This window comes from Acinetobacter sp. XS-4 (assembly GCF_023920705.1).
Taxonomy (GTDB): Bacteria; Pseudomonadota; Gammaproteobacteria; order Pseudomonadales; family Moraxellaceae; genus Acinetobacter.
Genome location: NZ_CP094657.1, coordinates 1,807,345 through 1,833,463, shown reverse-complemented (window position 1 = coordinate 1,833,463; position 26,119 = coordinate 1,807,345). Strand labels below are relative to the sequence as shown.

Annotated in this window: 25 protein-coding genes; 10 read left to right on the top strand and 15 right to left on the bottom strand. The window is 38.4% G+C overall.

Going from position 1 to position 26,119, the window contains the following annotated elements; all coding sequences use genetic code 11:
* Positions 1-81 precede the first annotated feature (81 nt).
* From MMY79_RS08570 to MMY79_RS08550, 5 genes are all read left to right on the top strand, one after another.
* The gene (locus tag MMY79_RS08570; RefSeq protein WP_252612998.1) at positions 82-1,128 is read left to right on the top strand and encodes an AraC family transcriptional regulator; all 1,047 of its coding nucleotides are present in this window, start codon (positions 82-84) and stop codon (positions 1,126-1,128) included.
* 80 nt (positions 1,129-1,208) lie between these two features.
* Entirely contained in the window at positions 1,209-1,778 is a 570-nt protein-coding gene (locus MMY79_RS08565) for a TetR/AcrR family transcriptional regulator (RefSeq protein ID WP_252612997.1), read from the top strand.
* Between the two features lie 139 nt (positions 1,779-1,917).
* A complete protein-coding gene (locus tag MMY79_RS08560) occupies positions 1,918-2,937 on the top strand; it encodes an MBL fold metallo-hydrolase (RefSeq protein ID WP_252612996.1) in 1,020 nt (339 codons plus the stop codon).
* Positions 2,938-3,135: 198 nt separating this feature from the next.
* Positions 3,136-3,684 carry an Rrf2 family transcriptional regulator gene (locus MMY79_RS08555; protein WP_252612994.1) on the top strand — a complete coding sequence of 183 codons (549 nt, stop codon included), beginning with the start codon at positions 3,136-3,138 and terminating at the stop codon, positions 3,682-3,684.
* 157 nt (positions 3,685-3,841) lie between these two features.
* Complete coding sequence (locus MMY79_RS08550) at positions 3,842-5,047, top strand: FAD-dependent oxidoreductase (RefSeq protein ID WP_252612993.1); 1,206 nt, start codon at positions 3,842-3,844, stop codon at positions 5,045-5,047.
* A 97-nt stretch (positions 5,048-5,144) separates the two neighbouring features.
* On the opposite strand, the gene MMY79_RS08545 is transcribed toward MMY79_RS08550, so the two are convergent.
* Entirely contained in the window at positions 5,145-5,837 is a 693-nt protein-coding gene (locus tag MMY79_RS08545) for a type 1 glutamine amidotransferase domain-containing protein (protein ID WP_252612992.1), read from the bottom strand.
* 156 nt (positions 5,838-5,993) lie between these two features.
* On the opposite strand from MMY79_RS08545, the gene MMY79_RS08540 reads away from it, so the two are divergent.
* Positions 5,994-6,410: a MerR family transcriptional regulator gene (locus MMY79_RS08540; RefSeq protein ID WP_252612990.1), complete on the top strand. Its 417-nt coding sequence runs from the start codon at positions 5,994-5,996 to the stop codon at positions 6,408-6,410.
* A gap of 75 nt (positions 6,411-6,485) precedes the next feature.
* Positions 6,486-7,292, top strand: a complete 807-nt coding sequence (locus tag MMY79_RS08535; RefSeq protein WP_252612988.1) for a type 1 glutamine amidotransferase domain-containing protein — start codon at positions 6,486-6,488, stop codon at positions 7,290-7,292.
* 67 nt (positions 7,293-7,359) lie between these two features.
* Here MMY79_RS08535 and MMY79_RS08530 read toward each other — a convergent pair whose 3' ends face one another.
* The 4 genes from MMY79_RS08530 to MMY79_RS08515 all read right to left on the bottom strand — a co-directional run bounded on the left by MMY79_RS08530 (position 7,360) and on the right by MMY79_RS08515 (position 11,460).
* Positions 7,360-7,935, bottom strand: coding sequence for a dihydrofolate reductase family protein (locus MMY79_RS08530; protein ID WP_252612986.1), 576 nt, complete (start codon positions 7,933-7,935; stop codon positions 7,360-7,362).
* 212 nt (positions 7,936-8,147) lie between these two features.
* Positions 8,148-9,215 carry a saccharopine dehydrogenase NADP-binding domain-containing protein gene (locus MMY79_RS08525; RefSeq protein ID WP_252612984.1) on the bottom strand — a complete coding sequence of 356 codons (1,068 nt, stop codon included), beginning with the start codon at positions 9,213-9,215 and terminating at the stop codon, positions 8,148-8,150.
* 15 nt (positions 9,216-9,230) lie between these two features.
* Positions 9,231-10,469: an NADH:flavin oxidoreductase/NADH oxidase family protein gene (locus MMY79_RS08520; protein ID WP_252612982.1), complete on the bottom strand. Its 1,239-nt coding sequence runs from the start codon at positions 10,467-10,469 to the stop codon at positions 9,231-9,233.
* A 160-nt stretch (positions 10,470-10,629) separates the two neighbouring features.
* Entirely contained in the window at positions 10,630-11,460 is an 831-nt protein-coding gene (locus MMY79_RS08515) for an alpha/beta hydrolase (RefSeq protein ID WP_252612981.1), read from the bottom strand.
* Between the two features lie 330 nt (positions 11,461-11,790).
* Between MMY79_RS08515 and MMY79_RS08510 the strand changes: the two genes are divergently transcribed.
* Both MMY79_RS08510 and MMY79_RS08505 read left to right on the top strand, forming a co-directional pair.
* Entirely contained in the window at positions 11,791-12,687 is an 897-nt protein-coding gene (locus MMY79_RS08510) for an acetoacetate decarboxylase (RefSeq protein ID WP_252612979.1), read from the top strand.
* Between the two features lie 384 nt (positions 12,688-13,071).
* On the top strand, positions 13,072-14,682 hold the full coding sequence (locus MMY79_RS08505) for a bifunctional 3-(3-hydroxy-phenyl)propionate/3-hydroxycinnamic acid hydroxylase (protein ID WP_252612977.1): 1,611 nt from the start codon (positions 13,072-13,074) through the stop codon (positions 14,680-14,682).
* Positions 14,683-14,718: 36 nt separating this feature from the next.
* Here the strand turns inward: MMY79_RS08505 and MMY79_RS08500 are convergent, their stop codons facing one another.
* The 9 genes from MMY79_RS08500 to hcaE form a co-directional block, all read right to left on the bottom strand.
* Entirely contained in the window at positions 14,719-15,612 is an 894-nt protein-coding gene (locus tag MMY79_RS08500; RefSeq protein WP_252612975.1) for a LysR substrate-binding domain-containing protein, read from the bottom strand.
* A 1-nt stretch (position 15,613) separates the two neighbouring features.
* On the bottom strand, positions 15,614-16,804 hold the full coding sequence (locus MMY79_RS08495) for an MFS transporter (RefSeq protein ID WP_252612973.1): 1,191 nt from the start codon (positions 16,802-16,804) through the stop codon (positions 15,614-15,616).
* Between the two features lie 166 nt (positions 16,805-16,970).
* On the bottom strand, positions 16,971-18,176 hold the full coding sequence (gene mhpT / locus MMY79_RS08490) for a 3-(3-hydroxy-phenyl)propionate transporter MhpT (protein ID WP_252612971.1): 1,206 nt from the start codon (positions 18,174-18,176) through the stop codon (positions 16,971-16,973).
* Between the two features lie 407 nt (positions 18,177-18,583).
* Positions 18,584-19,804: a 3-phenylpropionate/cinnamic acid dioxygenase ferredoxin--NAD(+) reductase subunit gene (gene hcaD / locus MMY79_RS08485; protein ID WP_252612969.1), complete on the bottom strand. Its 1,221-nt coding sequence runs from the start codon at positions 19,802-19,804 to the stop codon at positions 18,584-18,586.
* 11 nt (positions 19,805-19,815) lie between these two features.
* Positions 19,816-20,772, bottom strand: a complete 957-nt coding sequence (locus MMY79_RS08480; RefSeq protein WP_252612967.1) for a 3-carboxyethylcatechol 2,3-dioxygenase — start codon at positions 20,770-20,772, stop codon at positions 19,816-19,818.
* Between the two features lie 62 nt (positions 20,773-20,834).
* Positions 20,835-21,650, bottom strand: a complete 816-nt coding sequence (gene hcaB / locus MMY79_RS08475; RefSeq protein ID WP_252613485.1) for a 3-phenylpropionate-dihydrodiol/cinnamic acid-dihydrodiol dehydrogenase — start codon at positions 21,648-21,650, stop codon at positions 20,835-20,837.
* Between the two features lie 2 nt (positions 21,651-21,652).
* Positions 21,653-21,979 carry a 3-phenylpropionate/cinnamic acid dioxygenase ferredoxin subunit gene (gene hcaC / locus MMY79_RS08470; RefSeq protein WP_005046830.1) on the bottom strand — a complete coding sequence of 109 codons (327 nt, stop codon included), beginning with the start codon at positions 21,977-21,979 and terminating at the stop codon, positions 21,653-21,655.
* The gene (gene hcaF / locus MMY79_RS08465) at positions 21,979-22,539 is read right to left on the bottom strand and encodes a 3-phenylpropionate/cinnamic acid dioxygenase subunit beta (protein ID WP_252612965.1); all 561 of its coding nucleotides are present in this window, start codon (positions 22,537-22,539) and stop codon (positions 21,979-21,981) included. Before hcaF ends, hcaC begins: the two co-directional genes overlap by 1 nt.
* Positions 22,536-23,939: a 3-phenylpropionate/cinnamic acid dioxygenase subunit alpha gene (gene hcaE, locus MMY79_RS08460; protein ID WP_252612964.1), complete on the bottom strand. Its 1,404-nt coding sequence runs from the start codon at positions 23,937-23,939 to the stop codon at positions 22,536-22,538. Before hcaE ends, hcaF begins: the two co-directional genes overlap by 4 nt.
* Positions 23,940-24,203: 264 nt before the next feature.
* Here hcaE and hcaR point away from each other — a divergent pair, with 264 nt between their 5' ends.
* Positions 24,204-25,103 carry a DNA-binding transcriptional regulator HcaR gene (hcaR, locus tag MMY79_RS08455; RefSeq protein WP_151743713.1) on the top strand — a complete coding sequence of 300 codons (900 nt, stop codon included), beginning with the start codon at positions 24,204-24,206 and terminating at the stop codon, positions 25,101-25,103.
* A 116-nt stretch (positions 25,104-25,219) separates the two neighbouring features.
* Here hcaR and MMY79_RS08450 read toward each other — a convergent pair whose 3' ends face one another.
* Positions 25,220-26,080, bottom strand: a complete 861-nt coding sequence (locus tag MMY79_RS08450) for an alpha/beta fold hydrolase (protein ID WP_005046825.1) — start codon at positions 26,078-26,080, stop codon at positions 25,220-25,222.
* Positions 26,081-26,119 lie beyond the last annotated feature (39 nt).

Here is a 26,119-nt window from a genome sequence, read left to right as displayed (position 1 = left end):
GATTATTTCGAACTTTTAACTTGAGCGTGAGATGTGGATCAGACATACTGATAATCATTTTCGGCCAAAACAAAAAGTAATATGAAAGATCCATATGGGCTTTCCAAAGCCAGTATTCCTATTTCTTATGCGCATTTGTTATTAGAAATCATGGTCGACAAAGGATTTTCTGCGCTTGAAATTTTGAAGAAAAGTAAAATTCCCTTAAACCTTTTAGATCAACTAGATGCCCGAATTACCCCTGTGCAGTGGTCTAAGCTGGCGTGGGAAAGCTTGTTATTGTCGAAAGATTCTGGCTTGGGATATGACTACGGATTAAAACTACGTTTAACTGCTCATGGTCCGATGGGATATGCCCTCATGAGTAGCCCAAACTTACGTCAGGCCATTGAGGTTTCAACGCAATTCTTTAACATGCGATTAAAAGATTATCGTATTGCTTTGCTTGAAAATAATGATTTTTCTATTATTAAAATTAAAGAAACTCATCCTATTGTCAGCAATCAACCCGAACAAGCGGAAACGCTTAGACGCTTTTTTTATGAATGTTTAATGATTGGTGTGATTCAAACTGGCCAATTCTTGATTGAAAATGATTCTGCTGAAATCGAGTTATGGGTTGATTGGCCTGAACCTGCTTATCACAAAGCATATCAACATTTATTGCCAGCTATTCACTTTAACCAAGCAACTAATCAAATTGGATATAAAAAACAGCTTCTAGATTTACCCATTAAAATGGCAGATCCGATTGCTTTTAAACAAGCTCTGGCACAGTGTGAAGCTGAACAAATCCGTTTTTCCGAGCAAATTAAAGATATATGTCTAACCGTAAAGGCTGAATTAAATCTAAAACCACAGGTGGGTTATCCTTCATTTGATGAAATTGCAACTCGCTTAAACATGTCTAGCCGAACATTACGACGCCATTTAAGCCAAGTCGGTTCTTCATATCTGCAATTGCTTGAAGAAGCTCAACAAAAAGAAGCTGAACATTTGTTACTTCATAGTGATATGGATATACAAGAAATTGCACTTTTTCTGGGCTATATACAACCTACGAATTTCACACGAGCTTTTAAAAAATGGACTGGCCAAACACCAATTACATTTAGAAGGGATCAATAGTGTGGATCTAACAAAATATATCTTGCTGTCTTGCTATTTTTATGTATGATTGAGTAATCACTCAATTAATGTATTTATATATGGCTCGTCCACGCAGTGAAGATAAACGTAATGCAATTTTAAGCGCTGCTATTGAAACATTAGCAGAGCTTGGCGAACGTGCGTCTACCTCAAAAATTGCAAAAGTCGCTGGCGTGGCAGAAGGCACTTTATTTACCTATTTTAGTAATAAAGAAGAACTGCTAAACCAGTTATATCTTTCGTTAAAGGCTGAGTTACGACAAGTGATGATGCTTGGTTACCCGACTAACGCCGATCTGCAAATACAAATGTCGCATATCTGGCAAAGCTATTTGGACTGGAGCTTAGAGGCTCCCCTTAAACGTAAAGTGATGGCGCAGCTTTCAACCTCAGAACAAATTACTGAGCAAAGCAAACAAATTGGCATGCAAACCTTTTGCGACCTCACTCAAAACATTCAAGAACATATTAACAGTGGAACACTACGAGATTATCCGCCGTTATTTATTGCTTCAATTTTAGGTGCACTTGCCGAAGTCACACTAAATTTTATTGGCCAAGACCCTTCTCAAACAGAGCGTTATCGCAAATCTGGTTTTGAAGCATTTTGGCATGCAGTTTCAATCTAGATAAAAGTCAAGGATGCGTGGCGTCCTTATTTTTGAACCAATTAATGAGTGAGCAAATACTCATTTAAATAAATCAAAATAAGTACTTAGCCCAAGTTCTTATTTGCACATATAGGTTTGTTCCAATAAGGAAAACAAAATGACTATTTCAAATACCACAGACTTGCCTTCTGCCTTAATGCCATCTCAACAGCACAATGGCAAATTTAGAAATACGCGTCCAAACCAGCACAAGCCTTCTTTTGGCAAAACGCTCCAGCTCATGTGGAAGTTTCTATTTAACAAACCAAAAGACACCGTTCCAAATAGAGAAATTCCTGTTTTAAGTTTATCGAAAGAACAATTGTTGAGTGCACCCGACCGCTCTCTATTTCGTTTGGGGCACTCAACCATCTTGTTACAACTGCAAAATGAATTTTGGTTAACCGACCCAGTTTTTTCAGAGCGTGCATCACCTTTTCAATGGCTTGGCCCAAAACGTTTTCACCAGCCCCCGATTAGTATTGCCGAATTACCACCCATTAAAGGCGTGATTTTGTCGCATAACCACTACGACCACCTCGACTACCATGCAGTCATGCAACTGAACGATAAAGTTGAGCATTTCTTAACACCGCTTGGTGTCGGTGACACCCTCATTAAATGGGGAATTCCAGCAGAAAAGGTTCAACAACTTGATTGGTGGGATACTACCCATGTGGATGGACTAAAATTGGTGGCTACCCCTGCTCATCATTTTTCAGGCCGTGGTATGGGTGATAGCAATGCGACGCTTTGGGCTTCGTGGGTGATTATTGATAATGACTTACGTGTATTTTTCAGTGGTGACACAGGTTATTTCGATGGATTTAAAGAGATTGGACATCGTTATGGCCCTTTCGATCTCACCATGTTAGAAACAGGTGCTTACGACCCCGAATGGCCTGATGTTCACATGCAACCAGAGCAAACTTTACAAGCACATATCGATTTAAAAGGTCGTCATTTATTGCCTGTACATAACGGTACTTTTGATTTGGCACTTCATGCTTGGGATGACCCGTTTGAACGTATTGTCAGTTTGGCTAAAGAAAATGCGTTAGCGATTAGCACACCGCAAATGGGTGAAGTACTGAACCTAAACGAACCAAATGTCGAAAATTATTGGTGGCGTTCGTAAGTTTTTTTGATAGTTTTTAAATTATTTATATCCTTCAATTTTACTTTAAAGGTATTTAAATTCAGTTATATATCCTCCAATTCTGCCATCTATGCTATTCCAAAATAAAACTAGGACTAACTTTGTCTTAGTTTTATTATTGACTTAAAACGCAGACTACATTAGTCTGTGTTTGTAGTTGATCAATTATGAAATTAAATGGCTTATATCACTAGTAGCGTTGAGTATGCGATTCACTGTCTTCTTTTTCTTGTGAATAATGAAGATAAACCTTTGAGTAGTAAGGATCTTGCTGAATTACAAGGAGTCTCTCCAAGTTTTATGGCCAAGATTTTTCCTAAACTTGAAAAGGCAGGTCTTGTTGTTGCTCAAGAAGGTATCCGTGGTGGGTATTTACTCGCTCGATCTGCTCATGAAATTAGTTTCTTAGATATCGTGAATGCAATCGAAGGTGAAAAACCGCTTTTTGAGTGTCAAGAAGTTCGTGGTAAATGCGCGGTCTTTAATCATGCTCCGCCAGATTGGGCAACCAGTGGTGTGTGTGCAGTACATGCGGTCATGTTACAGGCCGAAAAAGCCATGCGAGATGCTTTAGGTGCTCATACACTTGGTGATATTGCTAACCGTTTTGGCCGTTATGCACCCGACATATTTTTTAGTGATGTAAATGGCTGGATTAATGAACGCATCGAAGGAAAAACAGCAAAAATGCGGAAAAGTAAAATCTTACGGGATACGCTCGAATAATGAGTTTATAGGGCTTCATGCCCTAATTTAAAAATCCTCTAATCGTTTTAAACGCCTTCTCAGATTTTTTCGGACAATCAGAGAAAGGATTCGCTCACCCTAAATTTTGTGATGAGCAGGAATTTTTGTCCGAAAAATCGATCAAAAGGATAATCAAATGAGTAAACGTATTATTATTGCTGGTTCTGGCTTTGCTGGTTTATGGGCTGCACTTGCTGCACAAAGAGCAATTCACTTAGCGTCGCAAGAACAAAACATTGAAGTGGTGATGGTTTCCCCTAGCCCAAATGTTGATATTCGTCCTCGTCTTTATGAAGCTGTACTAGAAAACATGAACCCTGATATTTCAGAGTTATTAAGTGTAGTTGGGGTTAAATTTCTAGCAGGCTGGGTAAATAAAATTGATGCCGACCAACAGACAATTGACCTTTCAACCATCGATGGTAGCAAACAGACTTTAAGTTATGACCGTTTTATTCTGGCAACCGGAAGTACTACGTTTATGCCACCTATACCGGGTCTTACCGAATATGGTTTTAGCGTAAGCACACTAGAAGATGCTGAGAAACTGGACCAACATCTTAAAAGTTTAGCCAATAAACCTTTAAGTGCAGCACGTAATACTGTGGTCGTTGCTGGTGGTGGTCTTACTGGGTTAGAAGCCGTTACCGAAATGCCTGAACGTCTGCGTAGCATTTTAGGTGAAACTGATGTCCGTGTAGTTTTAGTTGACTCTTCAACAGAAATTGGTGCAGCAATGGGTGACCAAGCAGCTACAGTTATTCGAGAAGCTCTTAGCGAGTTGGGTATTGAAGGTAAAGCTGGGCTACGAGTTACGGCGCTAGATGCATCAGGGGTAACGCTTTCTAATGGCGAAAGAATTGAAACAGAAACCGTGATTTGGACTGCCGGCATGCGAGCCAACCCACTCACCTCTCAAGTTACTGGTGAAAAAGATAATTTAGGACGTATTTTAGGGGATGCTTACTTACATGCACCTGAAACAAAAAATATTTTTGTCACGGGCGATACTGTAAAAGTTCCAACCGATAATTTAGGTAATTTTAACGTGATGTCATGCCAACATGCCATGAGCCTAGGCCGAGTAGCAGGTTACAATGCCGCGGCAGAACTAGTTGATTTACCACTTCATCCATACAGCCAACCGAAGTATGTGACGTGTGTTGATTTAGGTCCGTGGGGTGCAATGTATAGCGAAGGTTGGGATCGTCAGGTTCAATTTGTGCGTGATGAAGCTAAAAAAATTAAACAAGAAATTAATACAGTCTGGATTTATCCACCAGTTGCAGACCGCGAAGCAGTTTTTGCAATAGCAAACCCTGATTTTGTGATTGTTCCTTAAAGTTAGCCTTGCTAGATCAAATCATTTTATTTAAACACCCTAAAAGCAAAGCCGTCACTGGTTTTGCTTTTAGGGGTTATGCTTGCACCATTAACAATTACGACTTTTCTAGCTCTTCTACAATCGCCAAAGCCGTCTTTCTAGCTGAAAAAGGGTTTTGACCTGTAATTAAGTTGCCATCTCGAACCACATATGGTGCAAAAGGAATAAAAGCTTTTTCATAGTGAGCACCGTATTCTTTTGCTAATTCTTCAGCATTGTATGGAACTTTTTTTGCCACCCCTGCCAAAACTTCTTCACTCCAAGCAAAGCCCGTTAACTTTTTATTTTTTATCAGTCGCTCACCATTTGAAAGTCTTACATTGAGCAAACCACAATAACCATGACAAACACTCGAAACTATGCCGCCCTTTTCATAAATATTTTTGGTGATTTCTTGAAGTTCAGGGTTATCTAAAAAATCCCACATGACTCCATGACCACCTGTGTAGTAAATCACATCATAATCTTGCCACTTGATATCTGAAGGCTTAAAGGTATTTGCTAAAAGCGTAATAAAAGCTTGATCATTTTCTCTATTTTTAACTGATTTATCTGCTACTAAAGGCACAAGTGATTTAGGTTCAATCGGAGTTTTTCCGCCATTTGGACTGACAATATCCTGTACGTAATTTTGTTTCTCAAACTCATCGTAGGCATGGGTCAGTTCACCTAACCATAGACCTGTCGGTTCATCTATATCTTTATAGCGTGAAATATTTGTCACGACATGTAATATGCGTTTAGACATTTTCTCACCTCATTTTTCATATTTATAATTCTATTCTTTCATCTATCAAAGCATAGAAAGTTGTTACTGAACGTGTGTAGTTAGTAAAGTTATGAACCTTGCTTTTAGAACACTATAAGCCTAAAGTTAACTTGAATGTCAATAGAGTCTGTAGCTATGAATATTAGCGAGTTATCTAAATTAAGCGGCTTAAGCACCCCTACAATTCGTTACTACGAGCAAATCAAACTATTGCCTAAAGCAAAAAGAAAATCGAACGGTTATCGTGAATATACCGATAATGATTTAAAGCAACTTTCTTTAATTCAACAAGCCCAGCAAGTTGGATTTTCTTTAGCAGAAATTAAGGCTTTTTTGCCTTCAAAAGTTGCCACTTGGAACCATGACGCACTCATCCAAACACTTGAATTAAAAATTCAAGAAATTGAACTTTTAGAACAAAAACTCAAAGTGAGTAAACAAAACTTACGAACTATGGTTGAAGCAATCAATAACAAACCTGATGAAATTACCTGCGAACAAAATGCTGAACGACTCATGAATCTCTATTACGACAAAGCAAAATCACCATAATTTCTTCGAGACCTATTGACCTTAAAGTGCACTTTAAACATACGATTGGCTACAGGTGATGAATGAGGACCTGTCATGTTTAAAGTTTGGGATTTTCAGCGTTGGTTAACCATTATTTTTGCCTTTTTTTTGTCTTCACATGCGCTACATGCCGCAGAGTTAGATAAGACTCAAAGTTTAGCCAAAGCAAACGGAAAAATTTTAGTCGTGATGACCAATCACTCGGATTATCCTTCCCGTTCTGATAAAACAGGACTTTGGCTGACCGAACTCACTCATTTTTACGATGTCGCTTTGGCTGCTGGCTATGACATGGATTTTGTAAGTCCTTTAGGTGGTGAAGTTCCACTAGATGAACGTAGCCTAAAATCGATTTACCTAGACAAATCTGCCCGTCACCATTTAGCCGACCCAGCCTTTATGCAGCGGTTAAAAACAACGCTGGCTCCAAGTGCCATTAATCCTACCCAGTACAAAGCCATTTACTATACGGGTGGGCACGGCACCATGTGGGATTTTCCAAACAATAAAGCTTTGCAGAATATTAGTGAACAAATCTATCGCCAAGGTGGAGTCGTTGCAGCGGTCTGTCACGGCGTAGGCGGTTTATTGCCTTTACAGGATGAAAATGGCAAACCCTTAATTGCAGATAGAACTGTTACGGGTTTTGCAAATATAGAAGAAACACTTTCAGGTATTAAGTCTCAAGTTCCATTTTCTTTACAAAATGGACTCATTGAACGTGGTGCAAAATATAAAGAAGCATTTATTCCGTTTACCTCGTATGTGATTTCGGGCGACAGATTAATTACTGGACAAAACCCACAGTCGAGTAAAGAAATTGCCGAAGCAGTTGTTAAGCGTTTAAGTAGCATGCAATAAAGCTAAAAAGACGAATTATAGACCAGCACTGTAATTCGTCTTTTTCATACAAATATTATAGAAAAAACTAACTAATCTTTTGGTAGTGAAGACCGATGGCACCAGAAGCAAAAGTTTTATTTTCAATGAGTTTAAGATTGGTCTTTTGCTGAATACCTTGGAATAGTGGCAAACCACTACCAATCAGCACAGGTGAAACTGTAATTTTGTATTCATCAATTAAATCAAGTTGCATCAAATAGTGTGCGAATCTTGGGCTTCCCAGAATCACCATATCTTTACCCGCTTGCTGTTTGAGCTTATTAATTTCTTCTTCGACATGGTCTTTTACAAGTCTGGAATTATTCCATTCAACTGTATCCAAGGTGGTTGAAAAAACGATTTTCTCTGTTTTTTCAATCCACTCAGCATGATTGCGTTCATGCTCTGAAGCTTCTGGATTTGAAAGCATTGTTGGCCAGTAATTATACATCATCTGGTAAGTCGCACGTCCCCAAATCACCGTATCGGCAGTGCTTAAAATTTCTTTTGCATGATTTGCTAAATCAGCATCGTAAGCAATCCACCCTATGTCCATTGCCCCATTTGGACCTTCGACAAAACTATCAAGCGATGCATGTAGAAACAGTATTAGTTTTCTCATTATTTACATTCCTTTATTATGAAAAATATTTATCGCTTTTTAGTATATTCAATTTGAATTATTTCTTATGCAGTGTTTTGTTTTCTGTCTTTCCTTACACCTTTTTACCACGATATCATTTTGAAATATTTATTAATTTTATAAATTACCCAAACAAGAATGTCTCCTTGTTCGGGACTATCTATAAACATGCTGTTTTAATAAGGGCTTAATTAATTAATGACTAGCGGACCAGAGCCCGGCAACTCGGTCACTAGCTTATAACCCATGAGTTTTGCAGGTGTATATGTACCGCCTTTCACAGTATTTTTGAGTAAATAATTCACTACAGTCAGTGAGCCATTTACGGTAAGGCTATAAGCGTTTTCTGTTTGAATGCGAGCAGTTTTGATTTCCCCACGCGTATTTCTTGCCTCACCCCAAACATAGGTGGGTACTTTCGCGCGAAGCTCCTCATTTGGCCCAACAACCGTTTTTTCAATACGTGACTTAATAAACTTCTGCACAGCATTAATTTTTAATACTGAGCGTAAATAGTTCATCATTTTCGCGCCCATAATCATTTTAGGGAATGCAGGTACAAACACTTCAATGTTTGGAATACCGGTTGTATAAAACGCTGTAGATACATCTCCCCACGGAACACTCATGGCACTTTTTTTACCATCACCAAAATCAATGGTCCGAACATAATGTGCTAATGGAACAGTAGTAATTTTTCCGTTTTTACGAATTTTACCGCCTTCGGCCATACCTTCTGTACTTGTTTTAGCAGTACCCGGTGAAAACCCTGTTCTAGAGTCAAAACCAAGTGCTAAATGGGTCGCATCTGGTAGTGCTTCTTTCAAGGCAGCAGCAACACAATCTGTCGGAATTACATCAAAACCAACACCCGGACAAAGCACAATATTGGCTTTTTCAGCTTGGCTGTTAAGTGACTGTGCTAACTCAAATACAGCGATTTCACCAGTAATATCGAGATAATGAGCACCTGCTTTTATACAAGCTTCCATCATGGGTTTTGATGTCGCTGAAAATGGCCCTGCACAGTGCATGATCAGTTTAAAACCTTGGAGTTGCTCACTGACCGCATCTACGTTATCAAGCCCAAAAGCTTTATAGTCGAGCCCCAACTCTTGAGCTAATGTTTCAACCTTAGCTTTGTTACGACCAGCCAAAGTTGGTTTTAGACCTTGGCGTACAGCTTCACGAGCGATTAACTCGCCCGTGTAACCATTTGCTCCATAAATTATCCAGTTTGAATCATTCGGATTTGTCATAACACAACTCACTTATTAAGAAGCAAATGTATAGTCACGCATGCCTTTTTTGTATTGGCGGGTACGGCATGACATCGCTGATTGTTGCAAAATTAAAGCCCAAGCTGGTGAAACATTTGGTTTTGTTTTTTTACCAGCGCTTAAATTACGTAACTGGAATTTGACCACAGCCATATTGGCAAGTGAAGCGAATGTTTTATTTTCCCATGTAATTGGCTTGAGTTCAGGAGAAACATTTTTGCCTTGTTTCCAAGCATTTGGCAAATTGGGTTCAATCGCTAAAGCTGTGGCAATACCAACCATATCTACACCACTTTCAACTACCTGCTCTGCTACCTGTTTACGGCGTATGCCACCTGTCACCATAACAGGCATTTTGGCAACTTTACGAATTTCTTGGGCAAACTCTAAAAAGTAAGCTTCACGAGCAAGTGTTCGGCCATCACGTGCTTGACCTTGCATTGCAGGCGCTTCATAGCTACCGCCTGAAAGTTCAACCAAATCAACTGCATGTTCATTTAGCATTTTAACCACTTGTTGAGCATCTTCAGCGCTAAACCCACCACGTTGGAAATCGGCTGAGTTCAGTTTTACTGCAACAGTAAATTGAGGGGAAACCACTTTACGAACCGCTTCTACAATCTCAATTAAAATACGAGCGCGGTTTTCTAAAGAACCACCCCATTGATCTTGGCGTTTATTGCTGAGTGGTGAAAGAAACTGACTTAATAAATAACCATGCGCTGCATGAATTTCTACACCAGTAAACCCTGCTTTTTCGCCTAAACGCGCCGTGTTTGCAAAACGCTGAATCACTTCTGCAATCATAGATTCAGTCATTTCGATTGGCGTATTAAAGCGATTTGACATTTTGCCAAGATCAAGTGAAATTGCCGATGGCGCCCAAGTCTGTTGACCAAGGTTTGCTTGCATTTGACGCCCCGGATGATTGATTTGAAGCCAAACCTGAGCACCTTTTGAACGACCAATTTGCGCCCATTTTTTAAAAGTATCCAAATGCTTTTCATCTTCAAGCACGACGCCTCCTGGTCCAGTCATTGCCCGGCGATCTACCATCACATTTCCGGTAATGATTAAACCTACACCACCATTTGCCCAAACCTGATATAAATGCATTAACTCTTCTGATGGTGCATGGTTTAAATCAGCCATGTTTTCTTCCATTGCAGCTTTGGCAATACGGTTAGGAACATATGAACCATTTGGGAATACTAGCTTTTCGAACACTTTCATTGGAATGACCTCATTCAATATGGCTTTACTTTAAGATTAAAGCTAACTTTAATGTCAATACCTTTTCGCACTTCTGTATTTAATTAATTGAATTTATTATTTTTATATAAAAAAAGAGGCACTCAATATGCCTCTTTCTTTAAAGTTTTAAAACTTTTAATTATTCGCGAATAAACGCCAATAAGTCAGCATTAATCACTTCATGATTTACAGTTAACATGCCATGTGAAAAACCCGGATAGATTTTAAGTTGGCTATTTGGGAGTAACTCAGCAGATTTCACACCAGAAGTTTTATAAGGCACAATCTGGTCGTCGTCACCATGCAACACTAAAACAGGAACCGTGATTTTCTTTAAATCTTCAGTGAAGTCAGTTTGCGAGAATGCCACAATACCATCGTAATGTGCTTTTGCACTGCCCGTCATGCCCTGACGCCACCAATTCGAAATGATACCTTCAGATGGTTTCGCATCTGGTCGGTTAAAACCATAGAATGGGCCAGATGGAAGGTCTCGGAAAAATTGTGCACGGTTTGTGAGAACTTGATTTTGTAGGTCATCAAAAACTTCTTTTGGTAAACCTTCAGGATTATTTTCAGTTTTAACCATCAGTGGTGGAACTGCACTAACAAGTACAGCTTTTGCAACGTTTTCTTGGCCGTGACGAGCAATATAATGAGCAACTTCACCGCCACCCGTTGAATGGCCAATATGAATTGCATTTTTAATATTCAGATGTTTAACCACTTCTGCGACATCATCGGCGTAGTGATCCATATCATGACCATCCCACACCTGACTCGAACGCCCATGTCCCCGTCTGTCATGTGCTACAACACGATAACCTTGCCCTAAAAAGAAAAGTAACTGTGTGTCCCAATCATCTGAACTTAAAGGCCAACCGTGATGAAAAAATAAAACTTGGGCATCGCGTGGACCCCAGTCTTTATAAAAAATTTCTACGCCATCTTTTGTGGTTACATATCCCATCTTTGTTCTCCTGCTGAAAAACTGTTTTATCGATTCGTTATAAAGGTTTGGATATTTATACTAAGCTTAAAGTTAACTTTAAGGTCAATTATCTTAATCATCTTTTAAAAATAAAATTTATATGAAGACTCTACTTAACTTTGTATCTTTTTAATCTTGAATTGTTTTTATTTTATTTCTTTTAAATGTCAAAGATTTGACATGTCAAAATTAAAGCCTTGACTTTAAAGTTAGCTTTAACCTTATAGTGCCCACACTGGCTATTAATTAACATGTCTTGATAAAGGCAACGGTAGCTACTCGGTCAATTAATGTTAAAGGAGAACTCCAATGAATATAAAACAACAATTTACTGAGGTTGAATTTGGGCAACAGAAAGTCAAAGTACCTAAAGATGGTTATTATGACCGTTTTAGAATGAACCCTGACCTTGATGAAGTTGCTCGAGATCCAGCTGCTGGCAATATCGACTTTTTCCGCCATATTCCTAAAAAAATTGTGGAATCGAGAGTAGGTCCTGTCTGGGCACCTAACTTTTATTATCGTAGTGCAAATGTTCAGCTGTTAATGCTTGCTCCAATTAAGCAAATTAAAGCAAAACTTCCTGCTGCTTTAACGCCGTTACAACCATTTCCAGGTTATGGGTTGATAGCCCTCACATTCTTTACCTATTCGGTTTGTGACAATGACCCCTATAACGAAGTATCAATTGCGATTGTCATACGCCAACCTAATGCTCGTGGGCCACATATCGTAGAGTTAATGAAATCGATGCGTCAACGTCATTTTTATGCCCATGTTTTAGCTTTACCCGTCGATACTGAAATTGCGAGAGTCCGTGGTGTATATGGTTACCAGTTACCAAAATGGTTAACTCAAATTGACGTCAACATTAACTCAAAAGAAGTTCAAGCCAATATTTTTGATCTTAATGGAAAATTAGATTTAAGTTTAAAAACTGATGTTCCTACTTTAAAACATGTCGATTCTGAAACACATATTAATAAAGCAACCATGCTACATGTAGTCGATGGAAAATGGCACCGAACAGACGTTCAATCTAATATTCTTTCTTTTGCGCAAAAGCTTTTTCCAGAGAAAGTACGACTAGTGAAAAACGAAGGCCCTTTAACAAAGTTACTAAATGAACTTGGCGCTTCAAAAATTCTACGCTTAGATGTTATTGGGGATGCTCAGGTGGTACTTAATTTGCCTAATCCACTATAGACTTATTATTAGAGATAACCGCAGTAAAAAGAGACCATGTGCTGGTCTCTTTTTAATTTTTAGATCGCTTCTTTGGTCATTTCACCATTCATGGGTCATAAAAAAATATCATGCTTAAGAAAAATGTAATATCCGAATCTGTGATAAATCAGAGGTTGATTAAACATCCTCCCCAATTTCCATACAATTATATATAATTTAAAACAATGATTGGATTAAAAAAACTTATTACAGAATAATTAAAAAATCTTTAAATACAATATATTAAAATCAATAAGGCATACATTCCCCTTCAAATAATCGTCTTATTAAACTATTGATTAAATTTACCTTTGTTTCAATTTTGATATTAATAAGAAAACTTGATAGTAAGGGATATTTACTGTGAATCAGAATCAACATCACACCACGGAAGTTGCAATTTTAGGTGCCGGCCCAGTTGGATTAACAATTGCAAATTACTTAAGTAAACAAGGTGTACAAGTTACTGTTATTGAACAATTAGATCAGCTTATTGATTATCCAAGAGCCATTGGTATTGATGATGAATCATTAAGAACAATCCAATCTTTAGGATTAATTAAACAAGTTTTACCACATACTACTCCCAATCACGCAATGCGCTTTTTAACTCCTAAAGGACGTTGCTTTGCAGATATCCAACCCATGACTCGCGAATTTGGTTGGCCACGTCGTAATGCATTTATCCAACCCCAAGTTGACCGTGTTTTACTCGAAGGTTTAGCTTTATACCCAACAACACAGGTATTTTTTTCGCGCCACTTAAATAGTTTTACTCAAGACAAAGAACATGTAACTTTAGACCTTACTACAAAAGACAAAAAACAAGAAATTATTCAAGCACAGTACCTTATTGCCTGTGACGGCGGAAATTCATTTGTACGTCGTAATCTCAATATTAATTTTGAAGGAAAAACAGCGCCTAACCAATGGATTGTTATTGATCTTGCAAACGATCCATTAGCCACCCCTCATGTATATTTATGCTGTGATCCAGTTCGTCCTTACGTATCAGCAGCTTTACCACATGGCATCCGACGTTTTGAATTTATGGTAATGCCGGGAGAAACCCAAGAAGAACTTAGTAAACCTGAGAACATCAATCGTCTATTAGGAAAAGTTTTACCCCATACCGATAATATTGAAGTCATACGCCAACGTGTATATACACATAATGCACGTATTGCAGATCGTTTCCGCGTAGACCGTATTTTATTGGCAGGCGATGCTGCACATATTATGCCTGTGTGGCAGGGCCAAGGTTACAATAGTGGTATGCGTGATGCATTTAATCTTGCTTGGAAAATGGCTTTGGTCATTAAAAAGGTAGCAAGCCCTGAAATTCTTGATAGCTATCAACTAGAAAGGAAAGACCACGCGCAAGCAATGATTAATTTATCCGTTCTAGCTGGTCACGTACTTGCCCCACCGAAAAAATGGCAAGGTGTTGTTCGCGATAGTATTTCTTATGCATTGAACTACATACAACCCATAAAACGCTATTTACTAGAAATGCGTTTCAAGCCAATGCCAAAATATAATGAGGGAATATTGGCGCCATTTTCAGGAAAAAATACACCTGTTGGAAAGATGTTCATACAGCCTCATGTCCAGTTTGGAAACAAAGACAAAATTTTATTAGATGATGTAATTGGAAATAACTTTGCCATTCTCGCTTGGGGAGTCAATCCAACTTGGGGCATATCACCCAATATTATGAAAAAATGGATTAAATTAGGTATAAAATTTATTCAAGTCGTCCCTAACGTGCAATTAGATGCACCAAATCAAACTTCTAATGCAGATTGCATTACAATCGGTGATGCGGATAGTGAAATCCGTACTTGGTTTGGTCAAACAAATCAATCTATGGTGATATTACGACCTGACCGTTTTATAGCAGGTCTTGCTATTCCTCAAACGGTAAATAGTATAAGTGAAGAACTTTTTGAAAAAATGCATTTAATTAACTAAATTTTTTAAGCCATTCTTTTGAATGGCTTTTTTATACTAACTAAAGTCCAGATAAAATTGTTTTTTAAGTACATCTAAAATCAAATCTATAGCTTTATTAACGTGATCTTTTCGATAAGAAACATATAAACCTATCATCGGTAATGGTTCTATCGTCTTTTTGACTATAATTTTATCCCCTAATAGAGGAATCACATATTGAGGTACCAAGCTCCAACCAATTTCCATTCCGACTAAATTAACGTTAAGTAAGATATTAGTTGAGTGCTGTACAACAGCGACGTTAAGCTTAGTTTTTTTAAAGAAGTTATGAATAATTCGATAAAGTTCTGGCGATGACTCTTCATTGCAAATCACAAAATCATGTTGTTCAAAACTTTTTATACTAATGCGTTCCTGCTGAGCCTCTGGCGAATTTTTGGGAATAATTAAGGTAAGTGGCTCTTGAAACACTTGAATCGAAACCAATTCATCTGAATCAGCACCATAACGAGTAAAAGCGATATCTATCTCGCCTTTTCTAAGCGCTACTAGTTGTACATCATCCGTAAGGCTATGAAAATCAATTGTTAGTTCTGGGAAATGCGCTCTTATATTGGGCATGATATAGGGGAAGATTTTCATTTCTGCCACTGGAACAAAACCAATATTTAATTGTTCTTGTTCAACTTTAGCAGTTTGTTGAGCCAAACTAATTGCTTTTTCTGTATGTTCTAAAATGATTAGAGCTTCTTTAAAAAAGACTTCTCCTGCTTTGGTCAGTTCAACTTTTCGCTTACTTCGTATAAAAAGCTGAACTCCTACTTCTTCTTCTAAATCTTTAATCTGCTGACTGAGAGAAGGTTGCACCGTATGCATACGCATTGCTGCCTTAGTAAAATTCAGCTCTTCAGCAACCGCAACAAAGTAGCGTAAGTGACGTAATTCCATGTCATATCCTAATTATTGTCTTTCCATCTTTACTACATATCCAACGATATAAAAATAAAGTCATTATCGTAACGAATGCACACAACTGGTAAGTTTTCTCGTAGCCTATTTGGGCAATAATTAATCCTACCAAAACTGAACCAATGGCCATTCCTAAATCAAATAAAGTAAAAAAGGTTGAAACAGCATGCCCTATTCTCTTTTTCTCAACCGATTGTATTGCCATGGTTTGAAAAACAGGGAAAAGCGATCCGTATCCCATTCCTATTAGTACTGCCGCCAACCAATAGCCCCACTGTGTTTGCATCCAACTAACTAAAAATAAGCCTATTGAAAAAAGGATAAATGAAGGGTAAACCACAGAATTAGCCCCTCTTTTATCATAAGAGTAACCTACCCAAGGACGCACTATAATCATTGATATTGCAAAGATAATAAAAAATATGCTGGTCGCCGCTAATAAGCCTTTTGTTTCACTATAGACACTAATAAAGCTCATAATGCTTGAATAAGCCATTGCAGTAAATAAAGCAATAACGCCGATAGACATCACCCTTTTTTCAAAGATATCGTCAAATGTAATACTCCACTTTACAGAGGCTCTCCTCCTATCGTTTAAGGAAGAAACGGGAATAAGAAAACAAAAAATTAAACCCAAACAAACAATAAATGCTAAAAAGGCAAATAAATTATAAAAACTGGTGTAACGTATCGTGGCTAATGCGATCATTGGCCCAAAAACAACTGCCAGATTCGTAGACATTACGAAATATCCCATACCCTCGCCCTTTCTATGTTCAGGTATAAAATCATTCACAATAGGCACTATTACTGTCGTCAAAATGCTAAACCAGATTCCATGCACACAACGAATAAGCAATAAAAGCCATAACTGATTTGCCCATAGATAACTTAATGCCAGAAGTGCAAATAATAATGCCGAACCTCGTAAGGCATATTTTTTACCTAACCGATCAATAATTAAGCCAGAAAAAGGACGAGTGATAATAGATGAAACCAAAAATAAGGTTAACGCCAAACCAGCCTGACTGATTGAACCGGATAATTCTTTTAAAATATAAAGTGGCAATATTGTGAGTAATGCATAGTAATAAATGAATAAAAAAAGATTGTTTAATACACACAGAATAAATGAACGATTCCAAAGCTTTTCCTTGGTAACTGAATACATTTTTCTTACTCAATATAGATGATTAGTAGAACTGTATCGACTCATATGCTCGATACAGTTCTGAACTTACTAAACATTCGGATGATCAAATTTGAAATTTCACTCAAATAATGCCAAATATGAAAAAAGCTCCTAAATATGAGCTTTTTTCATTGTGGTATTCAGATTATTGGGCCTGATGTAATTTGCGAATCACCAAAAGCATCAGTAATGCTGAAATGATAATTCCAGGGATGGCAGCAGAAATTACGCCTGTAGCACCGCTTCCCATCGCGAGTAATTGTCCAGCAATCGCAGGTCCTAACATTGCACCAATACGCCCAACCGCTGCGGCACTCCCTACACCAGTTGCCCGAATCTCAGTTGGATATACAATGCTACCAAATGCATATAAAACGCCTTGCCCACCAATTGTAAATGTTCCCATTAATGCTGCGGCTGCATACATCGCAGTAAGACTACCGGCTCCATTTAAACTAAATAAACCAGCTAAAATACCTATGTACATCAATATAATGACATAAGCTTTATTCCAGCGATCAATCAAAATACCCAAAACAACCGTGCCTAGTGCAGCGCCCATTTGGAAAAAGACTTGAGCTAAACTACCCTGTTGACGAGAGAATCCCAACTCCATAAAGAGAGATGGCAACCAACTCAACATGATGTATACAACCATCAAGGTAAAAAAATAGCTTGCCCAAAGTAATAGAGTCTGCCCTGCATAGTTATTTTGAAATAGATTTTTAAAAGAGCTTTCTATGCGTGTAATAGATTTATCCTGAAATCTAGTTTCTAAAAACTCCCGTGACTCTGGTAAAAATTTGATCATAAGTGGAAGTACAAGAAGAGGAACGATTCCACCAACGTAAAAAATTGTTTGCCAATGTCCACTTACATCATAGGCTGCCAGTAATGACACCAATATGGCTCCTATTGGCATACCACAATACATCAAACCTACAGCACGCCCACGATTTTCGCTAGAAACAGCTTCCGAAACTAGAGCAATTAAATTTGGCATTGCAGCCCCTAATCCAGCTCCTGCTAAAAAACGTACCAACAGCAACACATAGAAACTATTCACCCAAACGGTAAAAAGAGTAAATATTGCAAAAATAGTTACTGCCCCGATTAGCACCATCTTACGGCCAATACGGTCTGCATAACGTCCACCAATTAATGCACCGGGTAATAACCCCAATATTCCGACACTAAAAAAAATACCGAGTTGAGAGCTATCCAGACCAAAAGATTCTCGAATACCTACAGCTGCGATACCTGCTGCCTGAATATCAATCCCTTCAATCACAGCAATTAAAAAACAAATGACGATCGTAATAATAGAGTGCTTATTTCCTGCACGGTCCATAGAAAAATCCTTTTCTACTAGTTAAAAAAATCATTCACCATCATTTCTTAACTGCTTTTATTTCTAAATTAGCCTTAAGTTCTATAATTTTATAAAAAAATAAAAAAATATTTACTACATTTCACTTAAATACTTTAGTCTTATAGAAATAACCTATAATAAAATTTAAATAAATTTATATTTCAATAACTTATATTAAAATAATGAAACTTAAAATCCAAAAAACATATTAATCACTCAACAAAAATAAAATCTACTAATACCTAAAAATTATAATTCAGTTCAAATTAAGTATTAATAATATCCACTCATGGAAAATATTTATGATTAACCATAAAAAAACCGCCATATAAGCATGACGGTTTTTATTTTCAATATTAAATAGGCTTTTAGTATAACAACCCTAATTAAATTAATTTGCGTAATTCAATAGACAGATCTAGCAACTTTTCTTTATCAAAGGTGCTAGAACTAGAAACCAATTTTTTTAAATGCCTAACATCTTTAGCTTGATTAACAGCAATACCTGCTACAACGATACCTTGGTCTAACCCAAATAAGGTGAATCCAACATTTTGGTTTTCGTGCGGATTCATATTGCCTCGTATATGCCATTCTTTTGCAGACATATCGCCAACGAATTGAAAATTAATATCATACTGATCTGTCCAGAACCATGATGGATTAGCTTTAGGTTGCGCTAATCCCATGACATGACGAGCAAAAGTGCCTGCTTGATTATTGGCATTTTCCCAAGTTTCAATACGGGCATAATTACCATCTGCACGCAACTGAGTTGCTACATCACCAGCAGCATAAATATCTGGATTCGAAGTCTGGCAGTTTTCATTCACTTTAATGGCAAAGTCGACGTCTAAACCAGCATCTATGGCCAATTGAGCATTCGGTACAATCCCAATGCCATAAACAACAGCATCGGCAATCAACTCTTCACCACTTTCCAATATTACAACTATCTCTTCTCCTCGTAAGGTGACATTACCAATTTGCACATTTAAGTGAATATCGACCCCTCGGTTGCGGTGTTCATCAAGTAAAAATTGGCTAATAATTGCTGGTGAACGCCCCATAATCATTGGACTTTGTTCAATTAAGGTCACCTGACAATTTTTAAAACGGGCACTTGATGCTAATTCAAGACCAATAACTCCACCGCCTACAAGCAAAATGCGTTTCCCCGCTTGAAAGATTGGAACCAAGGCTTGTGAATCCTCCAAATTTCGCAGAGTATAAACATGTTTACCAACTGCATCTAAAATTGGAAGACGACGAGGAGCCCCACCTGTCGCGAGTAATAACTTGTCATAGTGAATACTTTCACCATTTTTCAAAATCACTTGATATTTTTCAGGCTCAATGCGTACAACTGCATTGCCTTGAATGGTCTCAACACCTAAATCTTTCAATTTTTGTTGTGATAGAATTTCAATTTTGGTCTGTTCAGGCCTTAAAATCATATCTTTAGATAAAGGGGGACGCTCATAAGGCAGATGAGATTCATCTCCAATCAAAATGATTTTACCGTCGTATTTGTTATTACGTAGTTCCAGAATAGCACTTGCACCTGCCTGTCCAGCACCGATGATGACAATAGTTTGAATATTCATCGTTTTATCCTTTATTTCAGCTCGGCAGATACAATGCCAAAACCAGCAATCCATTCACTGATAGGTTCATAGCAATGTAAGGTCATCTCATAATCGCCAACAGCTTCTAATGCCGCAAAAGCAGCCATCCATGTACGAACTTCTTGCCCACCACGCCCACCTTCACGGCGAATTTCATCTTCAGTCATATTTTCAAGCGCAGCAAAGTCTGCATTTTTGAATTTTTCCAATAACTGTTCGTCCCACTCTGGATTAAGTGGTACAGATACGCTCTTGTCACCTGCTGCTAAACGCTGTCCCACTGAAATGATTTTGGCCTGACGTGTATTACGAGCTTCAACAGTTGGGTTACGTCCGGCAATTAGAAACTCTTCAACTTCTGGTGGTGCAGAGCCCATTTGAGGGGTTGGTGGATCGTGTGAAAGTCCACCTGTGCCCAAAATCAATATACGTTCATTTTCTTGATTAATTGAGTTGATGAAAGCCCCAACCGCTCGTCCTAAAGCAATCGTTCGTTTTGTTGTAGGCATTGGCGCAGCCGCACCATTAATAAATATTGGAATGGTTGGGTAACGATTAAGTTGGCCATCACATAAAAAATGCAGCGGTTGAGTGACACCATGGTCGGCTTGCATCCGATATGAATATGCAACATCTACACCTTCATCAAGTACACGTCGAATTAAACTCAATGCTGTGCTTTCAGGCACATTAAGCTCACCTGGACCATAGTTCCAGTCACCTGCTGCTGTTGCGCGGACACCTACACAGAAACTCGGCATCAGGTCATAAAAGAAGCCATTAAAATGATCTGGCCCAAAAGCAATAATTAAAGTGGGGTCATATGCTTTGACCTCTGCAGCGAGCTTTTCAAATGTTTTACGCACCGTGTGTTCTTGTTGTTTTTCTGCCGGAGATGCAAATTCCATTAGCGGGCTATGAGAAGCACAAATAAGTTTAACAGTCATGATTAGCTCCGAAATAAGACAGTTTTTAGCTGTCTTATTAGTCCATTAATATCGGATTAAAATTAAGCATCAAAAAAACCAGCGTTCGCTTGACGTAAGCCACGAATTCCCAAACCACAGTCAGCATTAATAAAAACACCGGATAATGGTCGGTTATTTTGACGTGATGCGAGCAATACATAAGAACCAGTCATGTCTTCTGGTTCTGGTAAGAATCTCAATGGCATACCCTGCCCAATTTTTTGGGGATCGCGTGCATCAAGTAATCCTAGATTTTCTTGCCCAAGGGATGCGGCACCTTTCACATTGACATTCATCCCGGATGGAGCAACTGCATTCACACGCACTTTCGGTGCCAGCTCATAGGCCAGTTCACGTACCAAACCCACACCAGCATGTTTTGATGCGGTATAAATTGGACCACCACCAGATGAATAAAACGCTGAGTTAGATAAGGTAAAAATCATCGAACCTTCAGTTTTGAGTAACTCATCTAAAGCTGCTTTTGCACCAAGTAAATAACCTTTCGTGTTAATACTCATAATTTCATCAAAGGCTTTATCTAACTGTTCGCCACTCATGTTAACGATGTCGGCATAATGATCCCAAATACCAGCGTTACCAATAAAACAGTCCAGTTTTCCAAAACGTTCTACTGTAGCCTGCACAGCACGAACGTTATCCTGAAAACTCGCCACATCGCCATTAATCGCCACAATTTTGTCACCATAGCGTGCAATCAATTCATCTATTTTTGCTTGAGACCGTTGCAACACACCAACATGCGCACCCTCTTGCAAAAAACGCTCAACCAACGCAAGCCCTAGTCCCGAACCACCACCAGTAATTAATGCAACTTCACCCTCTAGCCAGCCCATCATTACGCTCCTGCCATTTCTACATAGAGTGCACCATCTTCAATCACGACAGAGAATGTCTGAATCGGATCAGTCGCTGGTACACATTGTGGTACGCCAGTTTTCAAACAAAAACGTGATGCATGAAGTGGACATTCAACCGTGCCATCATCCTCTAGGTAGCCTTCTGACATAGAAGCATTACCATGACTGCATTTATCATTCATGGCAAAAAATTCACCATTAAAATTGAACACAGCGAGTGCAGCAATATCACCTACATTACAATCTACTTTCAGCGCTTCGCCTTCATCCAACTCATCAATCTGACAAACAAAAATCTTATTCATTAGAAAAACACCGTAATATTGTGAGAAATCAAAGTCGCTTGATCGAGGGTGATATCACGTTTAGCAATTTTCCAACCTAAACTACTGCTATCATCTTTTCGAATCAGATCAACTCGTTTACCAACATAGGTCAATACGTCTTTTTCTTTTTGCGAGCGATAAAGCAAATAATTACTAAAAACTTGATATTCATTTGCTTGCGCAGTTGCTTCGACCCGAATATTAGTAATCAAGTGACGAGTACGTGATGGCGGTTCTTCGGACCACGACATTCCTGTTTCTAATTTTGCTACGCGACGCTCTAGTACAAATTTGTCGTCGTGATAAATCCATGTTGATGGTGGTGCAATACATTTACGACGATCACGTGTTTGCGCATTTGTCGTCGTTTTGAGCGTATATAAAATATCTTCGCTTAAGATTTCCAACCAATCACGGAATTTCCAGTCATCTAACAACTGTGCTTCTGCATATAGAAACTGACTAATGTCGTGGTGAAGTTCCAATCCAATAGAACGCCATACTGGCTGTGGTTTTAATGAGTCAATGATCTGGTTCATTTCACAAGCTCCTTCTCATCCTTTTTAGCCGCTTTTTTCAAAAGCTTTTGCTCATAAGCCTCATCTGCCCGTTGTACGTCTTCCCATTTTTCATGCATCAACAGGTTTGCCCAATGACGATACATGCCACGTGCAGCTGTTTCAGAGAAAACATGGTTAGTAATACCGGGAATACCATCTTCACGGTATTTTTCATTGCCAAGGCCCATTTCCATAATGAGTTTGCTTTTTCGCGCTTTATAACCACGTAACACTTTCTGGATCTCAATCCAGTTTTCACCATCGTCTGCTTCAGCAAAACCAGCTGGGCCAAATGCTCGGCAAGCATTCAACTCCATCGCTTCTTTGATGTGCTGCGGCGCTGCTTTGTCCGTGATACAGAAAGCCCAAACTTCGGTTTTATCTGGCCCACGTGGATGCCAGATGCGCATCGTCGTCATACCATTCAACCAAGACAAAGTTGGGAACATTGTGTTATGTCCAGCCAAGCGTAAAGCACGTGTGTCGCCCAAACGCTCTTTTGTTTCTTCATAGGTTTCACGGAAGTAATCTGCTACTTGACCATCAACCCAGAAATTGGCATCTGGTTTTTCCGTAAGGAAGAAACCTGAACCATGACCACGTTGACCATATTGCACACAGCTTTCTGCTGTTTCCCAAACTGGACGTGCCGTTTGTGCTGTTCCTAATGCTTTAGAAGCATCATCATTTGGTTTACCACCTAAAACTTGTACTGCAGAGGCATGCGAGTACGGCGCGTGGTATTGATCAGAAGCAAACTGTTCTGCTGCAAATTTCCAGTTACAGTTAATTTCCCATTTATGAATGCCACCAATGACTTCCGAACCACCTTCACGGCGGTCAATCATTGCATCGAGATACCAAGCAATATCACCCATATAGTCGAGTAATTCGGGTGTGTCATCTGCCCAACAACCAAAAACCAAACCTTTATAGCTTGCAACACGAGGAACCTCTTGCAATCCCCATTGTTCTTTACAAGCCCCATGTGGAAAAGCGATACCTTCCAATGGAATGTCTTTAAGAGAACCGTCAATGCCATAGGACCAGCCATGATATGGGCAGGTAAACGCACGCGTATTACCACAGTCAGCATAGCTAACCCGCATAGAACGGTGACGACATTGATTTAATAATGCTTTAATAGAACCGTCTTTTTGACGCGTAACAATAATTGGGTCCTCACCCATATACGTATTGAAAAAGTCGCCTGATTTTGGAATCTGGCTTTCGTGACAAAGAAATAACCAACAACGTCCAAAAACACGCTCTAACTCTAGTTCGTATAATTGTGGATCTGTATAGATAGTTGGCGAGATACGTCCATTTTGTGCATCGACTAAAGCATCGATTTCACACACTTCAATTTTTCCATTCATGAGAAGCACTCCTGCTGCCGCCAAAAACGCACAACATAAAATTCAATTTGAATGGATAATGATTTTTTAACTGTTTTAAGTGAAATATTTTATTTGTTTCAAATTAGACTTTTTATGAATTATTCATTATAGATTTTAAATATTAAAATTAAGTTCGACTGATACTGATCAGTGGTTTTATAAACGGATTTATGGTTTTCAAGCATTTAGCATATTTTATTAACTATCCAACGTTAATAATAGGATTTTGGGATCACAACTGATATGGAATTACGTCATTTACGCTACTTTGTAATGGTGGCTGAAGAACTCAACTTTAGTAAAGCTGCACTTCGCCTCTACACAGCTCAACCATCATTAAGTCAACAAATTAAAGACCTTGAGGATGAGGTTGGCGTTACATTACTACATCGTACTAAACGTAAAGTTGAACTCACTGAAGAAGGTAGTGTATTTCTTGAACAAGCCCGTCTGACTTTAGCTCAGGCGGACAAAGCAATTGCTATGGCTCGTCAAGTTTCAAAATTTAAAAAACAACAACTGACCATTGGTTTTGTTCCAGTAGTAGAAATGAAAGTTTTCCCGTGTGTTCTTCCGAGTTTACGCATACAAAATCCAAACTTAAAAATTGAATTACGGAGCATGAATAATACCGAACAAATGGAAGCCTTAAAGAAAGGTGAAATTGACATTGCCTTTATGAGAGATAACTTAAATAACGATGAAATTCAGAGTCAGTTTGTATTACGTGAACCTCTAATGCTATTGCTTCCTCGAGATCACCCACTTGCTCAGTACGAGCGTATTCCAGTGAAGCTTTTAAATAATATTGATTTTATTATCCCATCGTCAGAACAGTCATCGATTTTACATAATACAATTCTTAATTTTGCTGAACTTCATAAAATTAAATTTAATATTGTGCAAACTGCTCATAATATTTTATTTAATATTAATTCAATAGGGATGGGATTAGGTTGCGGGATCTTGCCTAGCTATATAGAGCCGCTCACTTTAAATAATATTGTCACTAGACCTGTTGATGTCGATCTACCTTTTTTAGATTTATTTGTAAGCTATCGCAAAGACGCAGAATCTTCTGGGGTTAAAGAATTCATGGATTTATTAAGTAAAGTTTTTTACTTAAATATTAACCAGATCTAACTTATCTTATTTAATACAAAAGTCTAAGATAAAATGACAGGGCTCAGCAAAAAACCAAATTTTTTAATTTAAATACAGGAAGAATAATAATTTATCCTTCCTGTATTTTTTATATTTTATTTAACATCATGTACTGCTAAATATTGTTTAATAATCTGGTTAAATTCTTGTGCTCTTTCAACTTGTGACCAATGACCACATTGACTAAAAATATGTGCATCAGCATAAGGTACAATATTCAAAATATCCCATGTACGAGATACAGGAATAACTACATCTTGCACACCATGAATGAGTAGTACAGGAACTTGAATCTCTTTCATCTTTTCAAAATCAAGCGGGAATTCAAAACGGTCACGGTCTCGTGCACCAACAACATCCATCAATCGATCTGATGCGTAGTCATTTTTTGCTGAGTCAAAACGAACTTTAACCAATTCATCTGTGACTAAAGACTTATCGACCACAAACATTTCTAAAGTTTTACGGATACCAGCTTCTGTCAATTCAGGATTAGCATGTGCTTTAAGTGCTGCCGTCTGTTTAGCACCACCCGTTCCCATTGATACAATACCCAGTACACGCTCTGGGTAATCCAATATAAACTGGAATGCTAACCAACCACCTAAAGAATTACCTACTAACCAGGTTTTTTCAATTCCTAAAGCATCTAATACACGGACTGCATGATCTACCCATGCACGGATACCGTAAGCAGTCCCTTCTGCAACAACAGTTTGTCCATAACCAATCGAATCAATAGCAATACAGCGTGCCTGCTCAGCAATTTGTGGTAAGTTCAACCACCAGTTTGCTGCTGCTGAAACACCAGTACCCGAACCATGTAAAAATAAAATTGGAGTACCTTCTCCAAGCTCATGATAATGAGTAAGCTCGCCTGCTGCTGTTTCAATCCATTTGTCTTCCAAACCAAAAAATGGATCTGTTTTATATTCGGGGATTTGTACTGTGCCCATGTCATTCCTCTTACAATTTATACAGCTCAACTCAAGATT